At 39.6% G+C, this 18486-nt stretch carries 20 protein-coding genes; 10 read left to right on the forward strand and 10 right to left on the reverse strand.

All coding sequences use genetic code 11. The annotated features are described in order from the left end of the window. The first annotated feature begins 31 nt into the window (after positions 1-31). On the forward strand, positions 32-1459 hold the full coding sequence (locus O1450_RS00210) for an aminotransferase-like domain-containing protein (RefSeq protein WP_269229267.1): 1428 nt from the start codon (positions 32-34) through the stop codon (positions 1457-1459). Here the strand turns inward: O1450_RS00210 and ahr are convergent. The 7 genes from ahr to O1450_RS00245 all read right to left on the reverse strand — a co-directional run bounded on the left by ahr (position 1456) and on the right by O1450_RS00245 (position 6192). Next, a complete protein-coding gene (gene ahr / locus O1450_RS00215; RefSeq protein ID WP_269229268.1) occupies positions 1456-2481 on the reverse strand; it encodes an NADPH-dependent aldehyde reductase Ahr in 1026 nt (341 codons plus the stop codon). The two genes, O1450_RS00210 and ahr, sit on opposite strands and share 4 nt — an antisense overlap. 34 nt (positions 2482-2515) lie before the next feature. Beyond that, positions 2516-3070 carry a DNA-3-methyladenine glycosylase I gene (locus tag O1450_RS00220; RefSeq protein WP_269229269.1) on the reverse strand — a complete coding sequence of 185 codons (555 nt, stop codon included), beginning with the start codon at positions 3068-3070 and terminating at the stop codon, positions 2516-2518. Positions 3071-3105: 35 nt separating this feature from the next. After that, entirely contained in the window at positions 3106-3351 is a 246-nt protein-coding gene (locus tag O1450_RS00225) for a hypothetical protein (RefSeq protein WP_269229270.1), read from the reverse strand. A gap of 9 nt (positions 3352-3360) precedes the next feature. Further along, entirely contained in the window at positions 3361-3897 is a 537-nt protein-coding gene (locus O1450_RS00230; protein ID WP_269229271.1) for a M23 family metallopeptidase, read from the reverse strand. A 31-nt stretch (positions 3898-3928) separates the two neighbouring features. Continuing rightward, a complete protein-coding gene (gene mutY / locus O1450_RS00235) occupies positions 3929-4975 on the reverse strand; it encodes an A/G-specific adenine glycosylase (protein ID WP_269229272.1) in 1047 nt (348 codons plus the stop codon). Between the two features lie 151 nt (positions 4976-5126). Continuing rightward, positions 5127-5864, reverse strand: coding sequence for a dienelactone hydrolase family protein (locus O1450_RS00240; protein WP_269229273.1), 738 nt, complete (start codon positions 5862-5864; stop codon positions 5127-5129). A 169-nt stretch (positions 5865-6033) separates the two neighbouring features. Continuing rightward, entirely contained in the window at positions 6034-6192 is a 159-nt protein-coding gene (locus O1450_RS00245; protein ID WP_004659733.1) for a DUF1328 domain-containing protein, read from the reverse strand. 189 nt (positions 6193-6381) lie between these two features. Between O1450_RS00245 and O1450_RS00250 the strand changes: the two genes are divergently transcribed. The 6 genes from O1450_RS00250 to O1450_RS00275 all read left to right on the forward strand — a co-directional run bounded on the left by O1450_RS00250 (position 6382) and on the right by O1450_RS00275 (position 13644). Then, positions 6382-6834 (forward strand): YcgN family cysteine cluster protein, encoded by a 453-nt coding sequence (locus O1450_RS00250; protein WP_269229274.1) that lies wholly within the window; start codon positions 6382-6384, stop codon positions 6832-6834. Positions 6835-6989: 155 nt separating this feature from the next. Continuing rightward, on the forward strand, positions 6990-8156 hold the full coding sequence (gene ampC / locus O1450_RS00255) for a class C beta-lactamase (RefSeq protein ID WP_269229275.1): 1167 nt from the start codon (positions 6990-6992) through the stop codon (positions 8154-8156). 82 nt (positions 8157-8238) lie between these two features. Beyond that, positions 8239-9513, forward strand: a complete 1275-nt coding sequence (locus O1450_RS00260; RefSeq protein WP_269230382.1) for a replication-associated recombination protein A — start codon at positions 8239-8241, stop codon at positions 9511-9513. A gap of 105 nt (positions 9514-9618) precedes the next feature. Continuing rightward, on the forward strand, positions 9619-10503 hold the full coding sequence (yddG, locus tag O1450_RS00265; RefSeq protein WP_269229276.1) for an aromatic amino acid DMT transporter YddG: 885 nt from the start codon (positions 9619-9621) through the stop codon (positions 10501-10503). A gap of 132 nt (positions 10504-10635) precedes the next feature. After that, positions 10636-11754, forward strand: a complete 1119-nt coding sequence (locus O1450_RS00270; protein ID WP_269229277.1) for an acyltransferase family protein — start codon at positions 10636-10638, stop codon at positions 11752-11754. A 147-nt stretch (positions 11755-11901) separates the two neighbouring features. After that, entirely contained in the window at positions 11902-13644 is a 1743-nt protein-coding gene (locus O1450_RS00275) for an amidohydrolase (RefSeq protein ID WP_269229278.1), read from the forward strand. A 61-nt stretch (positions 13645-13705) separates the two neighbouring features. Here the strand turns inward: O1450_RS00275 and purC are convergent, their stop codons facing one another. The 3 genes from purC to dapA are packed head-to-tail and all read right to left on the reverse strand — an operon-like array spanning position 13706 to position 15973. Beyond that, positions 13706-14425 (reverse strand): phosphoribosylaminoimidazolesuccinocarboxamide synthase, encoded by a 720-nt coding sequence (purC, locus tag O1450_RS00280; protein ID WP_269229279.1) that lies wholly within the window; start codon positions 14423-14425, stop codon positions 13706-13708. 36 nt (positions 14426-14461) lie between these two features. Then, positions 14462-15064 carry a lipoprotein-34 precursor (NlpB) gene (locus O1450_RS00285; protein ID WP_269230383.1) on the reverse strand — a complete coding sequence of 201 codons (603 nt, stop codon included), beginning with the start codon at positions 15062-15064 and terminating at the stop codon, positions 14462-14464. Between the two features lie 15 nt (positions 15065-15079). Then, positions 15080-15973, reverse strand: a complete 894-nt coding sequence (gene dapA / locus O1450_RS00290) for a 4-hydroxy-tetrahydrodipicolinate synthase (RefSeq protein ID WP_269229280.1) — start codon at positions 15971-15973, stop codon at positions 15080-15082. Positions 15974-16263: 290 nt separating this feature from the next. Here dapA and pncA point away from each other — a divergent pair, with 290 nt between their 5' ends. From pncA to O1450_RS00305, 3 genes are all read left to right on the forward strand, one after another. After that, a complete protein-coding gene (gene pncA / locus O1450_RS00295) occupies positions 16264-16896 on the forward strand; it encodes a bifunctional nicotinamidase/pyrazinamidase (RefSeq protein WP_269229281.1) in 633 nt (210 codons plus the stop codon). Positions 16897-16987: 91 nt separating this feature from the next. Then, positions 16988-17452, forward strand: coding sequence for an Lrp/AsnC family transcriptional regulator (locus O1450_RS00300; RefSeq protein ID WP_269229282.1), 465 nt, complete (start codon positions 16988-16990; stop codon positions 17450-17452). A 214-nt stretch (positions 17453-17666) separates the two neighbouring features. After that, on the forward strand, positions 17667-18305 hold the full coding sequence (locus tag O1450_RS00305; RefSeq protein WP_005219171.1) for a YitT family protein: 639 nt from the start codon (positions 17667-17669) through the stop codon (positions 18303-18305). The last annotated feature ends 181 nt before the right edge of the window (positions 18306-18486 follow it).

An 18486-nucleotide genomic window follows, 5' to 3' on the forward strand; every position in this document is an offset into this window, starting at 1 on the left:
ATACAGAAATTTATAAAAAAGCAGTACAGATATGACTTTTCAATATCAACGCCTAGCAGATCAACTGGCTCATAAAATTTATCAACATGAATTACAGCCACAGCAAAAGTTGAGTTCTTTAAGGGAATTTGCTCGTCAGCAAAGTATTAGTTTGAGTACCGCACAACAATGCTACGAACTGTTAGAAGCGAAAGGGCTGATTTATGTCAAAGCCAAGTCAGGCTATTTTGTAAGTTCAAGACAATATCAAAGTGCTGCTCCTAAAAGTCCAAGCTTTGAGTCCAAAGCACGGCAAGTCTCGAATTTAGACTTACAAAATCAGATTCAAACAGCATCGATTCAAAATCATTTAACCCCTTTAGGGGCTATTCAGTTGTCGCCCCATTTAATTCCTGTAGATGGGCTACGTCGTTCCCTACAGCGTGCGCTTAAACACTGTCAGCCTGAAGATTTTTTATATTGTAATAAACAGGGGCATGAGCAGTTACGTAAGGCTTTATCAGATCATTGGCGTGAAGATGGAATTTATGTCGCTACGGAAGATATTTTTATTACCAATGGCTGTATGCCAGCTTTGTCCCTGTTAATTCAGCAGATCAGTCAGGAAGGGGACAGTATTTTAATTCCAACACCTACTTTTAACGGTCAGTTGCAAATGTTGGCAAGTCTTAAGCGTAAGATTATTGAGATTCCAGCAGATCATCGAGGTATTGATCTTGAACGTCTTGAGTTTTTTATGAAACAGGGCGATGCCAAGCTGTGTTTACTCACTGCTAATTTTCAAAATCCATTGGGCTACTGTTTAAGTCATTCACAGAAGCAAAAAATTGCTCAACTCGCACAGCAATACCAATGTTTTATTTTAGAAGATGATATTTATGGTGAATGCAGTTTCCAAAAAGAGAGGCCTTTGCCGATTCGTTATTGGGATCAACAAGGCTACGTAATTTGGTGTGGTTCAGTCTCGAAGTCACTGTCTACAGCCTATCGTGTGGGGTGGTTTTGCTTGGGACAACAATTGCAACACTTACGACCACAACTCTTATCAAATAACGTCGGTGTCAATACACCCTTACAGTTAGGCTTGGCTGATTTCATTTATAGTCGTGGTTATCGTGAGCATTTGGATGACTTAAGACCGAAGTTGATGCAACAAGTCGAACAGTATCGTGCTTATATTTTGGAAGTATTTGATGGGATTTCAATCGCCTTGAGTCAATCAGAAGGTGGTTATGCTTTGTGGTTGCAACTACCAGAAAATATTACAGGCTTAGAGTTATATTATTTAGCGCAGCGCCAAGGGATTAATATCGTACCAGGGGAAGTATTTGGTGAAGATCAGCGTTATCAGCACTTCATCCGCTTAAATGCAGGACATGCGTTGACCACCGAAATCCGCCAAGCAATTCAACAGTTGGCGGATTGGGTGAGAGAGCGTATGTCGTCGATTTTAAATTAATCAAAGTCTGCTTTAAGTACAATACGATAACGTGCTTGACCTGAATGAAGTCGTTCAATTGCTTCATTGAGTTGAGACATTGGAAATAGCTCAATTTGTGGTGCAATATTTTTACGTGCGGCAAATTGTAGTAGTTGGCGCAGTGCTAAAGGTGACCCAGTTGGTGAAGCTGTAACAGATTTGGCACCACTCATGATAGTACCTACAGAAACTGGAATAGGCTCTAAGGTAATACCCAAGAAATGCATACTACCATTCGGTGCCAATGTATTGAGATAGGATTGCCAATTCAGGGTTACATTGACGGTGCTAAGCAATAGATCAAACTTGCCACGTTGCGCTTTGATCGCTTGAGCATCACGACTATTTACCACATGGTCAGCGCCCATGGCTTTGAGCTCTTCAGTTTTGTCTGGATTTGAACTAAATGCGGTAATCTCGCAACCCCAAGCCTTAAGTAGCTTGATGGCCATATGCCCTAAACCACCAATCCCAATCACACCGACATGATGTGTTGCTTGAATCTGATGTTTAAGCAAAGGATCAAACACGGTAATGCCGCCACAAAGCAATGGTCCTGCACTTTCAGGATCCAAAGCCTCCGGTAGAGGAATGACCCATTGCCAACCCGCGCGAACTTTTTCTGCAAAGCCACCCGCATGACCAACGATAGTCGCAACGCTGCCACCGGTACATAAAACTTGATGACCACCAATACAAGGATCACATGCTTGGCAACTTTCAGCTGTCCAACCAATGCCAACACGTTGACCAAGTTTCAGTCCTTTGGCTTCTGAACCGAGTGCGATAATTGTGCCAATAATTTCATGTCCAGCGACAGCAGGATAAACGGATGAATGCCATTCATTATTGATCACAGACAAATCTGAGTGACATAAACCGCAGTATTCAACTTTAACTTCAACCTGATGTGGCTTTAATTCACCTGCATCAAATTGATAAGGAACCAATTGCTCGCCTGCTTTCATTGCAGCATAAGCACGAATTTGGTTATTGCTCATTCGATAACTCCTTGGAAAGGAAAATGAATTGATATTATTTAAAATGGCAGTGATTTTCGTGATCGTTGACCATTCCTACCGCTTGCATAAACGCATAACAAGTTGTGGGGCCAACAAATTTAAAACCACGTTTTTTCAGTGTTTTTGAAAGTTTTTGACTGAGTTCGGTTTGTGCAGGTGCATCACGATAGTGAATGACATCGTTATTTGGAGTCTGATGGTCAACAAAGGCCCATAGCCAATGAGATACATCACCAACTTCATTTTTGAGTTGCTGCCATGCAATTGCATTGTCTCGAATCGCTTTAAGTTTACCTAGATGACGAATTAATCCTGCATCACTCAGTTTGTCTTCGAGTTGATCATCAGTAAACTCTGCAATCTTAGTAATTGGATAGTGAAAGAAGTGTGAACGGTAATTCTCGCGCTTTTTTAGTACTGTAATCCATGATAATCCAGCTTGTTGACCTTCAAGACAAAGCATCTCAAATAATCGTTTTTCATCTTGTTCTACTTTGCCCCATTCTTTATCGTGGTAGTTAATATAGAGTGGATCATTGGAGCACCAGCCACAGCGTTGAATCGTCATATTTGATGCTCCCTATTGTTATTCATATAAAATCATTAAAGTGTGAATGCCACCCATTCATTTGGGCGAGTATCCCAATAATACAGTTCAGCTGTATTTAAATCAGTAAATTTAAGCCAAAAGTCTTTACCAGATTTATCTGCAAATCCTGTGCTAATCAGCAGAGCATCTTCGGTAATTTCCATAATCCAGCCTTGATAGCTTGTACCATTGATGATGATTTTTTGCTGATTTCCAGACTCTGCAAATTTAACCAGTCGTTCAATCAATGCTTCTGACATTCTATGTTCCTAACGTAAATATGAGTATGGATTGACTGCTCCACGCCCTTTGCCATTTAAATAAATACCATAATGTAAATGTGGGGCAGTCGCACGAGCATTGCCTGTATTGCCCACATAACCAATGAGGTCGCCTTTATGAACATAGTCTCCCACATTAAGACCACGTTTATGACCATCTAAATGGGCATAGTAGTGCCAAGAACCAGATGGTCCAAGAATCCAAATGATTTTGCCACCTAAATTATTATTACGTAAATCAGCGACTAACCCTTCGGTAGCACTATACACTTTCGTCCCACGCTCCGCCATGATATCAATCCCTTCGTGGTTACGTCCTTGGCTACGTGCAGCTCCCCAAGTATCTCGTAATTCACTTCGATTGATACCTTTGACTGGAACGGGCAAACGGCTATCTAAACGCAGATTTTTAAGTTTATTGATTTGAGTGGCTGGTAGGGGCGTAGGCTTACTAGGCGTTGTCGTACATGCAGAAATTAGAATAGCCAATAGACTAATCACGATAAATGGAATCGAAAGACGCACACAAACTCCTTGTGATTTCGATTTACAACAATTAAGTAGAGCAAGTCTTTTGTTTTGCTGTAATCAATTTTTTCATGGCGGTTGGAATGCCTTTGGCAATCGCAGCTTCTGGACTTAGCCATACTCCATTTAATTCGATACTGAGCTGTTCTTTTTGATCATGTTCCACGTGGAACAGTTGTTCATGCAGTATCCATGTAAAGTGAGTAAAACTATGACTAATCTGTAGTGATGATACTTGAGCTTGGAGCTTAAATTGCTGTTCAATCTGTTGTAATTCGGTTGCCTGTTCGATGATAGGCAGACAATACAAACCTCCCCATAGACCGTGGGCTTCACGTTGTTGCCAAAGCCACTCACGATCTGCTTGAATTAGGAGCACATTCGCCGTTTTAACAGGGACAGGTTTTTTTGCTTTTTTAAATGGGAGTTCTTGTTCTAAACCTTGTTGATAGGCCTGACAGTGTTGTTGCATTGGGCAGTATAAACATAAAGGCTTTTTCGGTGTGCAGACTGTAGCACCCAAATCCATGATTGCTTGGGTGTAATCATGGTTACGTTCTTTCGGACACAGCTGTTCCGCAATTTGCCATAAAGCACGCTCATGTTGTGGCTTAGATAGATCATCTTCAATCGCAAAAAAACGTGCTAAAACTCGTTTCACATTGCCATCCATAATGACGCCATATTGTCGTAAGCCAAGAGACATTAATGCACCAGCAGTTGAACGACCAATGCCTGGTAATTCAATCCACTGTTCTAATGTTTCAGGAAACTTTCCTTTCTGCTTTACGATTGCAGCGGCTTTGTGCAGATTGCGTGCACGGGCATAGTAGCCTAAACCAGCCCAATAAGGGGCAACGTCATCCCAACTGGCCTGACCAAGATCGTCTACGGTTGGAAACCTTTCGATAAAGCGATCAAAATATTGCAGCACAGTTTTAACTTGAGTCTGTTGTAGCATGATTTCTGACACCCACACTTTGTAGGGATCATCAGCGACTTGCCATGGTAAATCGTGGCGGCCATGTTGGTCGAACCACGTGAGTAGTGCATCAGAAAATGAGAAATCAGACATGAATCAGAACAATCAAAAGCAGAGGCTTAGTATAATGAAAATATAATCGTGGACTCATTTAAATGATAAAAACATTTGTTCGTGTGTAGGAGACATAAATGCCACCTACACAGAATGAAGTCTTTGCGAAAGTTTATGCCAATATTTTGAATCAGGTTAAATGTTTATCTAGTAATTCATACATAGCTTCTAATCCTTGATGTTCAGCTTCGGCGTTATAGCCTAAGTCAACATTATTTGCTTTAGCTCGCTCATCTGCGAGGCGATTACTAAAACCATGTTTGGCATCTTCAAAAATAATCACGTCATGATCGACTTCTGCATCGTGCATTTCCTGACGGAAGCTTGCGACATCATCTAAAGAAACCATGGTGTCGATCTCACCATGTAATACAAGAATTTCAGCCTGAATCTTTCCTTTTTGTGCAGGTGCTTTAGGGCTTAAATTCGCGTGGAAGGTCACCACAGCTTTCAAATCGGCACCAGATCGCGCCAAATCCAGAACAACTTTACCACCATAACAAAAACCAATTGCTGCCAATTTTTCAGTATTGACCTCTGGTTGTGCTTTTAAAGCATCTAAGCCTGCTTGAGCACGCTCAACCACGGTGTCTACATGATCAAATGTTTGCATCATCCATGCAGATGCTTGAGGAACATCAGAGGTAACTTTTTTGTCTCCATACATATCAATTGCGAGAGCAGCAAAACCGTGTTCTGCAAGTTCACGCGCACGTTGCTCGGTGTATTCGGTACGTCCCCACCATTCTGGAGCAACAATAACTCCTGCAACTGGTACATCGCGGATAGGTGTCGCAAAATAGCCAATAAGGCGCTGACCATCTGGTGCAGTATATTCAATTTCACGTGTTGTAATTGGAAAGCTCATTTTTTAATCCTGATCTATATTTTCAATGCTTTGATTAAAGCATAAAAAAGCAAAAAATTGATGATGTTAGCGGAAAGACAAATTTTTATTCGGCTGAAATGATGACAATAAAAAAAGAAGAATACGGCGATTCTTCTTTTTTCTTTCTGAATTTTTATTTCTCTTTAAACTAAGCTTTACCGCGTGATAAAAAACCCACTACAGCAAGAATAGCCGCGATCACTAATAAAATGACGGCAAAGTCTTTGGATAAACCAGCAACACCACCAAAACCTAATAAACTCGCGATTAATGCAATCACTGCAAAGATAATAGCCCAACGGAACATATTACTTACTCCTAAATTTATCGTTATGAGATTACTATAGCGTGTATTTTTTGAACCAAATGTGGTGTTTCTGTGGTTGAAATGTTCAATAACTTAAGTATTGTTAATCGCTTAAGTCGCTTGGAAAACAGCTTGATTGGGAATAAATGCTATAATCAACACAAATTTTAAAAGCCTAAAACATTTGCCATGTCTACCGAATTGCGCGCTAACTTTTGGAAACTATATCCACTTGATCAGTTGAATAATACTGAGTGGGAGGCATTGTGTGATGGTTGCGGTTTATGTTGTTTGGTTAAGCTTGAAGATGAAGAAACGGCAGAAGTCGCATACACCAAAGTTGCATGTAAATTATTAGATTGTAAAACGGCACGTTGTTCTGATTATCCGAATCGTCAACAGCATGTTGCAGATTGTATTCAATTGACACCTGAAAGATTGCAAACAATTACATGGTTACCTCCTAGTTGTGCTTATCGCCGTTTGAATGAAGGTAAAAATTTACCGTCATGGCATTATTTAAATACGGGCTCACGTCAAAGTGTGATTAAAGCGAAAAAATCAGCAGCAGGACGCTGTATTTCAGAACAAGATATCAATGACGAAGATATCGAAGATTATGTCGTACGTTGGATACGATAAGATAGAGTTCTCTTTATTGATCAGCATTTCTCAGCAATAAAAACAATACTTTTACAGTAATTTTTCTATTCCCCCGATAGGATGAGCATCGAGAGGCAGGCATTGTTGCCGCAGGCTCTCTAGTTGTTTGAATGAAATGAGTTTGGGAAATAGACATGATCGCATCAAGAATGCTGTTCTTCACCGTAGGGCTTTTATCTTGTTATTCTTCGGTTTGGGCGCAACCGCTCAGTGAGCAGCAAGTCAAAGAGATTGTAGATCAGCAATTTAAACCACTATTAGATCAATATAAGATTCCTGGATTAGTGGTTGCGGTGACATTGAAAGGGCAGCATTACTTTGTAAATTATGGTGTTGCTTCCAAGCAAAGCAATCAACCGATGAGTAATAAGACCTTATTTGAACTTGGCTCAGTCAGTAAGACCTTTAATGCTACTTTGACAGGCTATGCACAGGCGCAAGGGCAATTATTGTTGTCTGATCATCCTGCCAAGTATTTTCCAGAATTAAAAAATACCGCACTGAATAAAGCTACGATTTTAAATTTAGGTACATATACCGCAGGTGGCTTTCCGCTGCAATTTCCAGATGAAGTTGTTAGTCAGCAGGATATGCTTCAATATTTTCAGACTTGGCAGCCAAAAACCAAAGTTGGTGCAGCTCGTCAATATTCCAATCCAAGTATTGGTTTGATGGGTTATGTCACGGCATTCGCCATGAAAAAGCCGTATGCAGAATTACTTGAGAAAACGTTGTTTCCGCAACTTGGTTTGACACAGAGTTTTATTCATGTGCCTGAGCAGCAGATGCCACAATACGCATGGGGGTATAAAAATGACCAACCCATTCGCGTTTCTGCGGGGATGTTTGATGCGGAAGCGTATGGCGTGAAGAGTAGCAGTTTCGATATGCTGAAATTTTTAGATGTTCAAATTTACCCACAAAAATTAAAACACCCTCTTCGCAAAGCGATTGAAAATACGCATGTTGGGTATTTTAAAGTCGGTGCGATGACCCAAGGTTTAGGTTGGGAGCAATATGCTTATCCTGTTAAGCTTGAAACACTTTTACAAGGCAATTCAAGCAAAATGGCTTTAGAAAGTCATATCGTTACACCGATCAAACAACCAAAGCGTGCTCGAGCAGCAACATTGTTTAATAAAACTGGTTCAAGTAATGGCTTTGGTGCCTATGCTGCATTTATTCCACAGCAGAAAATTGGGATTGTGATGCTCGCGAATACTAATTTTCCGAATGAAGCTCGAATTACTGCAAGCTACCATGTCATGCAGCAGTTACTTCAAAAGAATACTGCGCAATAGAATGTCGCGTGATTGCAGATTCAAATTGTAGATTTGGATCAGACGCAATAGACTAGGATAAAACAGTATAAAGTCCGTGATGATGTCAGATACGCATATTCCTTTACCTGAACGCTTACGCCCTCGTGATTTGTCAGAAATCATCGGGCAAGATCATTTGCTCGGTGAGCATGCACCGTTACGTCAAATGATTGATCAGGGGCATTTGCCTTCGATTATCTTTTGGGGACCACCAGGGGTAGGGAAAACCACGATTGCTTTATTATTGGCACAAGCAGTCGATCGCCCTTTTATTAGTTTATCTGCATTAAATACGGGCGTAAAAGAGCTGCGTGAAGTGATTGCTGAAAGTGGTGATCTACTGACACCAGTGGTGTTTATTGACGAGATTCATCGTTTTAATAAGTCACAACAAGATGCCTTACTGAATGCAGTTGAAAAAGGCAAAATCACTTTGATTGGTGCAACCACGGAGAATCCATCTTTTGAAGTGAATAGTGCACTGCTTTCTCGTTGTCAGGTTTATACCTTAAACAGTTTGGATGCTGATGCGATTCAAACCCTGATCAATAAAGCCATTCAAAGTGATAAGTTTTTGAAAGAGCGTTTTATTCAGATTGAAGAATATGATGCGCTTATTCAATTTGCTGCGGGTGATGCACGTAAAGCGCTTAATTTGATTGATTTAATTGCCAGCACTTTTGAGCCTGATATTGAAAATATCGTGACCAATGCGATTGTGGTCAAAGTCGCACAGCAGAATATTGCACGTTATGACAAATCAGGTGAGCAGCATTATGATTTGGTTTCGGCATTTATCAAATCAATTCGTGGTAGCGATGCGGATGCGACCCTATACTGGATGGCACGCATGCTCAAAGGTGGTGAAGACCCTATTTTTATTGCACGTCGAATGTTGATTGCAGCATCGGAAGATATTGGCAACTCGAATCCGAATGCCTTGTTGTTGGCGGGTGAGTGTTTCCGTTCAGTACAAGCGGTCGGTATGCCTGAAGCACGGATTATTTTAGGTCAATGTGCTGTATATCTCGCAACCAGCCCGAAAAGTAATAGTACCTATCTCGCGATTAACCGAGCTTTGGAGCTTGCCGAAAAAACTGCGAATTTGCCTGTGCCGTTGCATCTACGTAATGCACCAACCAAATTGATGAAGCAACAAGGTTATGGCGTGGATTATCTCTATCCACATCATTACCCTGAGCATTTTGTTTTACAGGATTATTTGCCACCTGAGTTGCGGGGTACGAAGCTGTATGAGCGAGCCTTAAATAAACGTGAAGTTGAAGCCGAACGTTTGCAGCAACGCCGTTGGCAGCAGGAACAGCAGCAACAATAAAGATCTGTTTAAACAGATGAGTTGTATTTTCACATTTCACCTAGTCAAGTTCCCAAAAGTGTAAATGGGAATCTGACTGCGGTTTTATATTCGATTTATTTTAACATGAACTCAAAAAAAGCCACACTCATTGGATTGCTTGCGATCTTCCTTTGGAGCTTGATCGTTGCTTTGATCAAGGATGTCAGCTCGCATTTTGGTGCAGTCGGTGGCGCAGCATTAATTTATACGCTTGCCTCTATTTTCCTGTTTTTTTCAGTAGGTTGGAGCAAGCTTAAAAATTTTCCAAAAGCCTATTTAATTTGGGGTAGTATTTTATTTGTTAGCTATGAAGTGTGTTTATCACTATCTATTGGCTTTAGCAGTAATAATCGAGAAGCGATTGAAGTTGGGATGGTGAACTATTTATGGCCAACATTCACGATGGTTGCTGCTATTGTATTTAATCAACAAAAAGCCAATTTTCTCATTATTCCTGGTTTTATGATCTCTCTCTTGGGCATTTGCTGGGTATTAGGCGGTGAGCAAGGTCTTGATTTACCTAGCATGTGGGCAAACATACAACATAACCCACTGAGTTATGCACTGGCTTTCATCGGAACGCTCCTTTGGTCGGCTTATTGTACTCTCACTGCGAAGATGGCTAAGGGTAGTAATGGGATTACCTTATTTTTTATGTTGGTTTCGATGGTGCTTTGGATTAAATATGCATTGATGGGCGGCGCCGCATTTGATTTTGATTGGTCATCTTCCACGTCCTTACTTTTTGCCGCTGCCGCTATGGGCTTTGGTTATGCTGCATGGAATGTCGGGATTTTGCATGGCAATGTCACGTTATTGGCAGGTGCTTCGTATTTCATTCCTGTATTCTCAGCTTTTTTCTCGGCAATTCTACTCAGTACGCCACTGACGATTTCTTTTTGGTATGGTGCCTTTATGGTGTGTATGGGGTCAATTTTATGTTGGTTCTCGACTCGAGTGAAGCAATAAGTAGGCGCATTTCAGATGGGTAGATGCTTTTATTCTGAGTTGTTATAGTCACTATATTTTTTAAGTGGCTACTAGACACTTCACATAAAAGATCGCATTATCGCGGCATATCACGGATGATAAAGCTCTGCCATGATCACAAACAAAATCAATGCTGCGGAAAGTATCCGAGGTTTAGCCTGCCTTGCGGTTGTGTTGTCACATCTATCGTTGACATTCTTTCCTCAAATGCATCATTTTGATTTAAGTGCTGTACCTCAATATCCCTTTTTTGATCAACTTTATCATTCTCCATTTGCATTCTTTTATTCAGGTACAGGCGCGGTTTTTGTCTTTTTTGTTTTAAGCGGTTATGTCCTAAGTTTATCGAGTTTAAAAAAGAAAAATTCAGCTGAAAAACTCAAAAAATCATTAATTAAACGTTATCCACGTTTGGCTATTCCTGCGTTTATTTCTTGTATTGTTGCCTACCTCGTTTGTTTTGTTCCTGTCGATGTTACGCATGTTTCTGAATGGGGGGCAGCTTTGGCAAATCCTCATCCAAAATTAAGTATAGCTTTGTATGAGGGCAGTATCGGAGCATTTTTATTTGGCGACTCAAGCTATAATTGGGTATTGTGGACGATGCAGATTGAGCTGCTCGGTTCATTGGTAATTTATCTCGCCAGTTATTTTTATAGCAAACGACCGATGCTTGCAGGTGTATTCTTGCTGTTGAGTACTGCGACAGCCTATACGATTTCACAAACAGTATTACTCGGTATGCTGAGCTTTATTTTAGGTATGGGTTTATTTCTATATGCATCAGAATTAGCAACAGGGTTATCTGTGTTGCTATTCACGCTGGGGCTATATTTCTGTGGTGCGCATAATGAAAGTTTGAGTTATCGGATTTTTGCTCAATTTTTAGGTGAGCAAACCTACGATTACCTGAATTTCATTGGCGGTTTTTGTATCGTGTATGCGGTATTAAAAGGCAAATGGTTAGCACAATTTTTTGATTCGCCATTTTTAGCTTTCTTAGGCAAGATCTCATTTTCTATTTATTTAATTCATCTTGCTGTGATTTATGCTTTAGCAATTCCTTGTTTTAATCTATTGCATATTCAATTGGGTTTTTCGTATTGGGTAGCGGGTCTGTGGGCGAGTTTGTTTACAGTGATGATAAGTATTGTTTTAGCGACTCCTTATAGTCGCTATGTGGATGATATTGCAATTAAAGTCTCTAATAGGCTTACAAAGATATTTTAATTTCACAGTATTCATTTCGTCTTTTGAATGTTGTATCGCACGATAAATATTATTTTCGTATTACAAAAAGAATCCTTTTAACCTTTTTCAACAGAAAAAGAATAAGGTTTAATAATAAAGACATAATAAAAACATGGAATTAGCTCTATGCATTTAAAATATTTTTATCCTGTTTCTCTCATCACTTTGTTTACCGTTGCTGTATCTGGTTGTATGAGCATCAAGTCAGCTCAACAGCAGTCAACGGAGAAATTATTTTATGGTGGCTCTATTCTGACGATGGAAGGAATGCAGCCTAAATATGCTGAGGCGCTATTAGTAAAGGACGGGAAAATCGTATTTGTTGGCTCGAAGCAGCAAGCAGAACGGTTGGCAAATGCCCAAGTTCAATATATTAATCTAAACAACAAAACCTTATTGCCGAGTTTTATTGATGCGCATAGCCATGTGAATATGGTGGGTTTTCATCAAATGGTGGCGAACTTGTATCCGATGCCTGATGGTTCAGTTTCTGATATCAACTCACTTGTAAAGGTAATGAATACGTGGAAGACACAAAATCCAGCAGTGATTAAAATGATGGGTGGTTGGATTTTGGGAAATGGTTATGATGATGCACAATTATCTGAACAACGTCATCCTACGGCAAGTGATTTAGATCGGGTGTCCAAAGATCAACCCGTGATGATTTTACATCAGTCTGGGCATTTAGCTTCTGTGAATCATAAAGCATTAGAATTACTGAATTTTAATCAAAATACACCAAATCCAGAAGGAGGAGTTATTCGTCGTGAAGCCAATTCAAATATTCCAAATGGAGTCTTAGAAGAATCGGCTTTATTTACGGCGATTGGTTCAATTTTTAAAGATGTGCCGCCGCAAGTGATGTTCCAAATCGCGCAAAAAGGTATCGATGCCTACGTCAAAAATGGTTTTACCACGGTACAGGAAGGGCGTGCAGATCAGGGCACAACGGAGATGTGGCATGCTTTAGCCAAACAAAATCAATTGCCAATTGATGTGGTTTCTTATCCAGATATTACCACCAGTCAGGAGTATATGCTGAAGCAAGGCAGTAGTCGTCAGTATAATCAGCATTTCCGTATTGGTGGCGTGAAAATCAGTTTAGATGGCTCACCACAAGGTAAAACAGCTTGGTTGACACAACCTTACTTAATTCCACCTGAAGGTAAAGATAAAAACTATAAGGGCTATCCTGCGATTAAAGATAACCAACAGGTCAATCAATATATTAATTTAGCGTTTAAACAGGGTTGGCAAGTACTTGCACATGCCAATGGTGATGCGGCAATTGATCAATTTATTGGAGCTGTAAAAGATGCCACATTAAAACAAGGCAAAGCAGATCGTAGAAGCGTATTGATTCACTCTCAAACGATTCGTGAAGATCAACTGGATCAACTGAAAGCCTTGGATATTATTCCATCCTTCTTCTCATTGCATACGTTCTATTGGGGGGATTGGCATCGTCAACAAACCTTAGGTGAGGCGAGAGCAGCACGTATTTCACCAACGGCAAGTGCTTTGAAGAAACAGCTTATTTTTACAGAGCATCATGATGCACCTGTTGTGCCGCCGAATAGTTTGATGATGTTAGATGCAACCGTCAATCGAGTGACACGCAGCAATTATGTATTGGGTGCAGATGAGCGCGTGAGTCCCTATATGGCTTTAAAATCCATGACTGATTGGGCAGCTTATCAATATTTTGAAGATCAGCATAAGGGCACGATAACTCAAGGGAAACTGGCTGATTTAGTGATCTTGGATCAAAATCCGTTGACTGTGCCAAATCGAGAGATCAAAAATATTCAGGTATTGGCAACCTATAAAGAAGGGAATCTGATTTATCAGAAATTAGGGAAGTAGATAAACCAATAAAAAACCAGCCTAATCAGGCTGGTTTTTACTCAGAAGTTAGAGTTTAGGCTTAGATATTATCTAAGTTAATGCCTAAACGTGTAGCAACTTCTTCATAAGCTTCAACCACACCACCTAAACCTTGGCGGAAACGGTCTTTGTCTAATTTTTTCTTGGTGTCTTTATCCCATAAACGGCAACCGTCTGGAGAGAATTCATCACCCAATACGATACGATCGTGGAATACACCGAATTCAAGTTTGAAATCAACAAGAATCATATTACCTGCATCGAATAATGCTTTCAGTACATCATTCACTTGGTAAGTCAGTTCTTTCATTTTTTCAAGTTGAGGTGCTGTTGCCCAACCTAAAGCAATTGCTTGAGATTCATTGACCATTGGGTCGCCAAGCGCATCATCTTTGAAGAACAATTCAAATGTTGGAGGCGTTAATTCTTTACCTTCTTCAACACCTAAACGACGACATAATGAACCTGCTGCGTAGTTACGAATAACGCATTCAACAGGGATCATTTGTAATTTCTTTACAAGTACTTCTGTTGGAGAAAGTAACTTTTCAAAATGAGTTTCGATACCCGCTTCAGCCAACTTTTCCATGATGAAGGCATTAAAACGGTTGTTCACCTTGCCTTTACGATCTAGTTGCTCAATTTTTTCGCCATTGAATGCTGATGCATCATCACGAAAGACTAAAATCAGGTGATCAGCATTATCTGTTTCATATACAGATTTTGCTTTACCAGTATAGAGCAAGGTTTGTTTTAACATGGGGGAACCTTTTGAAAAAGTATGCCTAGTAAACGACTAGGCTGGCCAATTTTGGTAAATCTGGGTTAACACTTCAGCTGCAACAGCAGGGTCTGCAAATGTTGTATCAAGTTTGAATAGCGCAACTGTATTGCTTGAGCCTACAGCCGATAATTTCAGTAGGTAATTTTGATCGCCTACTTTAATCGTTGCTTCATAGCCATTTTCTGCTTGAGAAATAACTTTGTAGTTGAGGCTACTCAATGTTGCAAAAGTATATTGCCACGCACCTGCTGTTGGGCCATCAACTTTGAGTAATGGGTTTTTATTCCCATCAGTGACGAGCTGTGGGCGACCCACTGTTGAAGCGGTTGCTGAAGTATTATCGGCTGAATTTTGCATCGCTTTTGGACGAGGCAATGCATAGCGGTTGCCACTTTCATTCTCAAGCTTTGGCGCATGCTCAATTGCAAGTGGGTCAACCGTAGGCGCTGGATACAATGGCGTAAATGGTCTTGCCGTTATGCCCTCAGGAAATTTGAGTGGTTCAAGGGCTTGAGCTTTTTTATAATCTAAAGAATGATTATTGAGGGCAAAACGACCACAACCAGTCAAACTCAAAGCTGAAATGACTAGGACAACACCAAGACGTAATTGCATCATAAATTGCTCGTATTAAATAATTCCCGCAGCTTTTAAATCTGTGCGGAGCGGTTCACGATATTGTTCTGCTAGAGCGGTTAATGGTAAGCGTACGCCAGTACCAATTGATCCCATCTCGTGCAATGCCCATTTCACAGGAATTGGGTTTGATTCGCAAAACAAAATATTGTGTAGATTTGCAATTTGTTGATTCAAGCTTTGTGCTTTTGCTTTATCTCCAACTAACGCAGCTTCACAAATTTCGCTCATTTGCTTTGGTGCAACATTGGCTGTTACAGAGATATTACCTTTTGCACCCAGTAAAATGAGTTCCCAAGCAGTTTCGTCATCACCTGAATAAACAGCGATTTTATTATTTAAACCTTCGATGAGGGCTTGACCACGTGGTACGTCGCCTGTTGCATCTTTAATACCAACAATGTTTTTAACATCAGCAAGACGAATAACGGTTTCGTTTTGCATATCGACACCAGTACGACCTGGTACATTATAAAGAATTTGTGGAATATCAACAGCTTCAGCAATAGCTTTGTAGTGTTGATATAGGCCTTCTTGTGTTGGTTTATTATAATATGGCGTAACGAGTAAGGCCGCATCAGCACCTAATTCTTTTGCAGCTTTAGTCAATTCAATCGCTTCACGCGTTGAATTTGCACCTGTACCTGCGATAATTGGAATACGTTTGTTGGCTACACGAATCACTTCTTTGATGACTTGTGTGTGTTCTTCCATGCTTAATGTAGACGCTTCGCCCGTCGTGCCGACCGCAACAATACTATGTGTACCTTGTTGGATATGCCACTCAACGAGCTTCTCAAGACTCTTCCAATCTACGCTGCCATCTTCAAACATAGGGGTGACGATTGCGACAATTGAGCCTTGAATATTCTGTGCTAGCTGAGTCATTTTAAAAAACTATCCTATTTTCCCATCCGAGATTGAATTAGTTGAAACGAAATATTGGATGGTTGCAGTATTTTGATTGGTCACCCAACAATTCGATCGGGTTGAATGACAATTACGCAAATTATGACTGATCGGAGGCATAAGAACAATATGCTTTAGTCAAACTGTGGAAAACTTTAATTCATCTTTATCTTGAATTGTTTTCATCTTTTGTAAAAGTGAAAACATGAGTAGCCAGAACATAATCAGCAGGGTATTGTAAAAATACAAGTTTTAAACTGGAGCATGGTATGCAGACACAATCTCATCATGTCGCATTAATTGTTGTTGATGTCCAAAATGGATTTACTCCTGGGGGGAATTTGGCCGTTGCAAAAGCAGATCAAATTATTCCGATTATTAATCAACTTGCAAAAAAGTTTGAGCATATCGTGCTAACACAGGACTGGCATCCTGAGCAACATATTTCTTTTGCAGATAATCACGACAATAAAGTGCCGTTTGAAACCATTGAATTGCCGTATGGAACCCAAGTGTTATGGCCGAAACATTGTGTTCAAGGCACTCACGATGCGGAATTTCATCCTAATCTGGATGTTCCAACTGCACAACTGGTTATTCGTAAAGGCTTTCATGCCGATATTGATAGTTATTCTGCTTTTATGGAAGCAGATCGTAAAACACCAACGGGTTTGAAGGGTTATTTAACAGAACATCAAATTGATACAGTATATATCGTAGGGATTGCCACAGACTTTTGCGTGGCGTGGACAGCCTTAGATGCTGCACAGATGGGCTTTAAAACTTATGTTATTGAAGATGCCTGTAAAGCGATTGATTTGGATGGTTCACTACAAAGCGCATGGCACAGTATGTTAGAGCAGGGGATTGAGCGTATTCAATCGACTACAATTTTGTCATAAGCTTGAGCCGCTTGATCCAAAGGCGTTAAACTTCTAAAACTGATAAATCAATATCAGTTAAACTCTAACTTCAGACAGAATTGAGCGTTTTATGTCAGTTGAACTTGATGATTTTGATCAGAAAATTATTCATTATTTACAAATGAATGGAAGATTAGCTAATCAAGAATTAGCAGAATTGGTGGGATTATCAACTTCTCAATGTTCACGTCGTCGTATTCAGCTTGAACAAAATAAAATTATTACGGGTTACTATGCGCAAATCGCATTAAGCGCAGATCCGACACCGATCATGGGTATTATTGAAGTGAAATTGCAAAACTACAATGATGCGACACATGATCGCTTTGTTGAGTTTCTTTTAAATGAACCTGCGGTGAAAGATATTCATAAACTCACAGGAAGTTATGATTTTGCACTGAAGGTTGCAGTCAAAAATTTAGATGAAATGGTCAAGTTGATTGGGATTTTGTCATCTAGTAACTTTGGCGTCAGTAATTTAAATACATCGATTGTGTTGGAAAAATTAAAAGAAAATGGGATTGTGATTAAGTAAAAAATCTTTCTCTTAGATCAATATCATTCAAACTGAAGCATTGGACTGTACTGCATAAAGATTATTCAAAAAAGAATATTTTGAGTATAAATTGCATTTATGGTGAAAATATAAGAATAAATTGCGAAATTTGAATAAAAATGATCAAATATGCCATATCTTTCTTTGAAAGATATTTCTCCCTGCTGTTGTTCTCCTATTGAGTTGTATCCTTATGAATACCGATCAGAATATATCTTTGGTCAGTCCAGTCATGCCCGTGATTGACCAACACTCTAAGATTGAAGATGGATTGGCAATGTTAATTGGAACATTCATTCTATCGTTTGCCATGACTTTATTGCAGCAAGCAGGGATTATGACAGGTGGTACAGCGGGCTTATCGTTGTTGATCCACTATATCACCGACCTGAAGTTTGGCATCTTATTTTTTCTGATCAATATTCCATTTTATTATTTTGCTTATAAAAAAATGGGCATGGCATTGGTCGTCAAGACATTTATTGCCGTTGGATTATTAGCTGGTTTTACCGAAATTATTCCTCATTTTTTTCATTTATCTAGTGTAAATCCAATTTATGCTGCGATTTTTGCGAATGTGTTGATGGGGGTAAGCTTTCTGATTTTATTTCGCCATCGCTCAAGCTTAGGAGGAATCAACCTCTTAGTTCTATATTTACAAGAACGCTTTAACATTCCAGCAGGTAAAGTGCAGATGGGAATTGATGTTACCATCTTATTAGTTTCGTTGTTTTTCGTAGATTGGAAATTGATTCTAATTTCAATTTTAGGGGCTGTTATTTTAAATTCAATTATTCTTTTGAATCATAAAAGCAGTCGGTATGTGGCTTAAGGAATCAGATTGTTATAATTTTTATATTAGTATTTAATGATGGAAGAACGGTTATATGGTCATAAAAAATAGTTTTTAATTAGATAACGAAAATCAGTAAGTTACAATGATTTCCTTCCATTATAAATGATAATATAGTTTAAATAAAAGGTGGTGTTCTAAAAAGTATGCTCATAAGAAA

The organism is Acinetobacter sp. TR11 (assembly GCF_027105035.1).
Classification (GTDB): Bacteria; Pseudomonadota; Gammaproteobacteria; order Pseudomonadales; family Moraxellaceae; genus Acinetobacter.

Bases quoted from the DNA above. Each gene is read 5' to 3' on its own strand.
- O1450_RS00210 (WP_269229267.1), top strand. From the start codon at position 32: ATGACTTTTCAATATCAACGCCTAGCAGATCAACTGGCTCATAAAATT.
- ahr (WP_269229268.1), bottom strand. From the start codon at position 2,481: ATGAGCAATAACCAAATTCGTGCTTATGCTGCAATGAAAGCAGGCGAG.
- O1450_RS00220 (WP_269229269.1), bottom strand. From the start codon at position 3,070: ATGACGATTCAACGCTGTGGCTGGTGCTCCAATGATCCACTCTATATT.
- O1450_RS00225 (WP_269229270.1), bottom strand. From the start codon at position 3,351: ATGTCAGAAGCATTGATTGAACGACTGGTTAAATTTGCAGAGTCTGGA.
- mutY (WP_269229272.1), bottom strand. From the start codon at position 4,975: ATGTCTGATTTCTCATTTTCTGATGCACTACTCACGTGGTTCGACCAA.
- O1450_RS00240 (WP_269229273.1), bottom strand. From the start codon at position 5,864: ATGAGCTTTCCAATTACAACACGTGAAATTGAATATACTGCACCAGAT.
- O1450_RS00245 (WP_004659733.1), bottom strand. From the start codon at position 6,192: ATGTTCCGTTGGGCTATTATCTTTGCAGTGATTGCATTAATCGCGAGT.
- O1450_RS00250 (WP_269229274.1), top strand. From the start codon at position 6,382: ATGTCTACCGAATTGCGCGCTAACTTTTGGAAACTATATCCACTTGAT.
- ampC (WP_269229275.1), top strand. From the start codon at position 6,990: ATGATCGCATCAAGAATGCTGTTCTTCACCGTAGGGCTTTTATCTTGT.
- O1450_RS00260 (WP_269230382.1), top strand. From the start codon at position 8,239: ATGTCAGATACGCATATTCCTTTACCTGAACGCTTACGCCCTCGTGAT.
- yddG (WP_269229276.1), top strand. From the start codon at position 9,619: ATGAACTCAAAAAAAGCCACACTCATTGGATTGCTTGCGATCTTCCTT.
- O1450_RS00270 (WP_269229277.1), top strand. From the start codon at position 10,636: ATGATCACAAACAAAATCAATGCTGCGGAAAGTATCCGAGGTTTAGCC.
- O1450_RS00275 (WP_269229278.1), top strand. From the start codon at position 11,902: ATGCATTTAAAATATTTTTATCCTGTTTCTCTCATCACTTTGTTTACC.
- purC (WP_269229279.1), bottom strand. From the start codon at position 14,425: ATGTTAAAACAAACCTTGCTCTATACTGGTAAAGCAAAATCTGTATAT.
- O1450_RS00285 (WP_269230383.1), bottom strand. From the start codon at position 15,064: ATGCAATTACGTCTTGGTGTTGTCCTAGTCATTTCAGCTTTGAGTTTG.
- dapA (WP_269229280.1), bottom strand. From the start codon at position 15,973: ATGACTCAGCTAGCACAGAATATTCAAGGCTCAATTGTCGCAATCGTC.
- pncA (WP_269229281.1), top strand. From the start codon at position 16,264: ATGCAGACACAATCTCATCATGTCGCATTAATTGTTGTTGATGTCCAA.
- O1450_RS00300 (WP_269229282.1), top strand. From the start codon at position 16,988: ATGTCAGTTGAACTTGATGATTTTGATCAGAAAATTATTCATTATTTA.
- O1450_RS00305 (WP_005219171.1), top strand. From the start codon at position 17,667: ATGAATACCGATCAGAATATATCTTTGGTCAGTCCAGTCATGCCCGTG.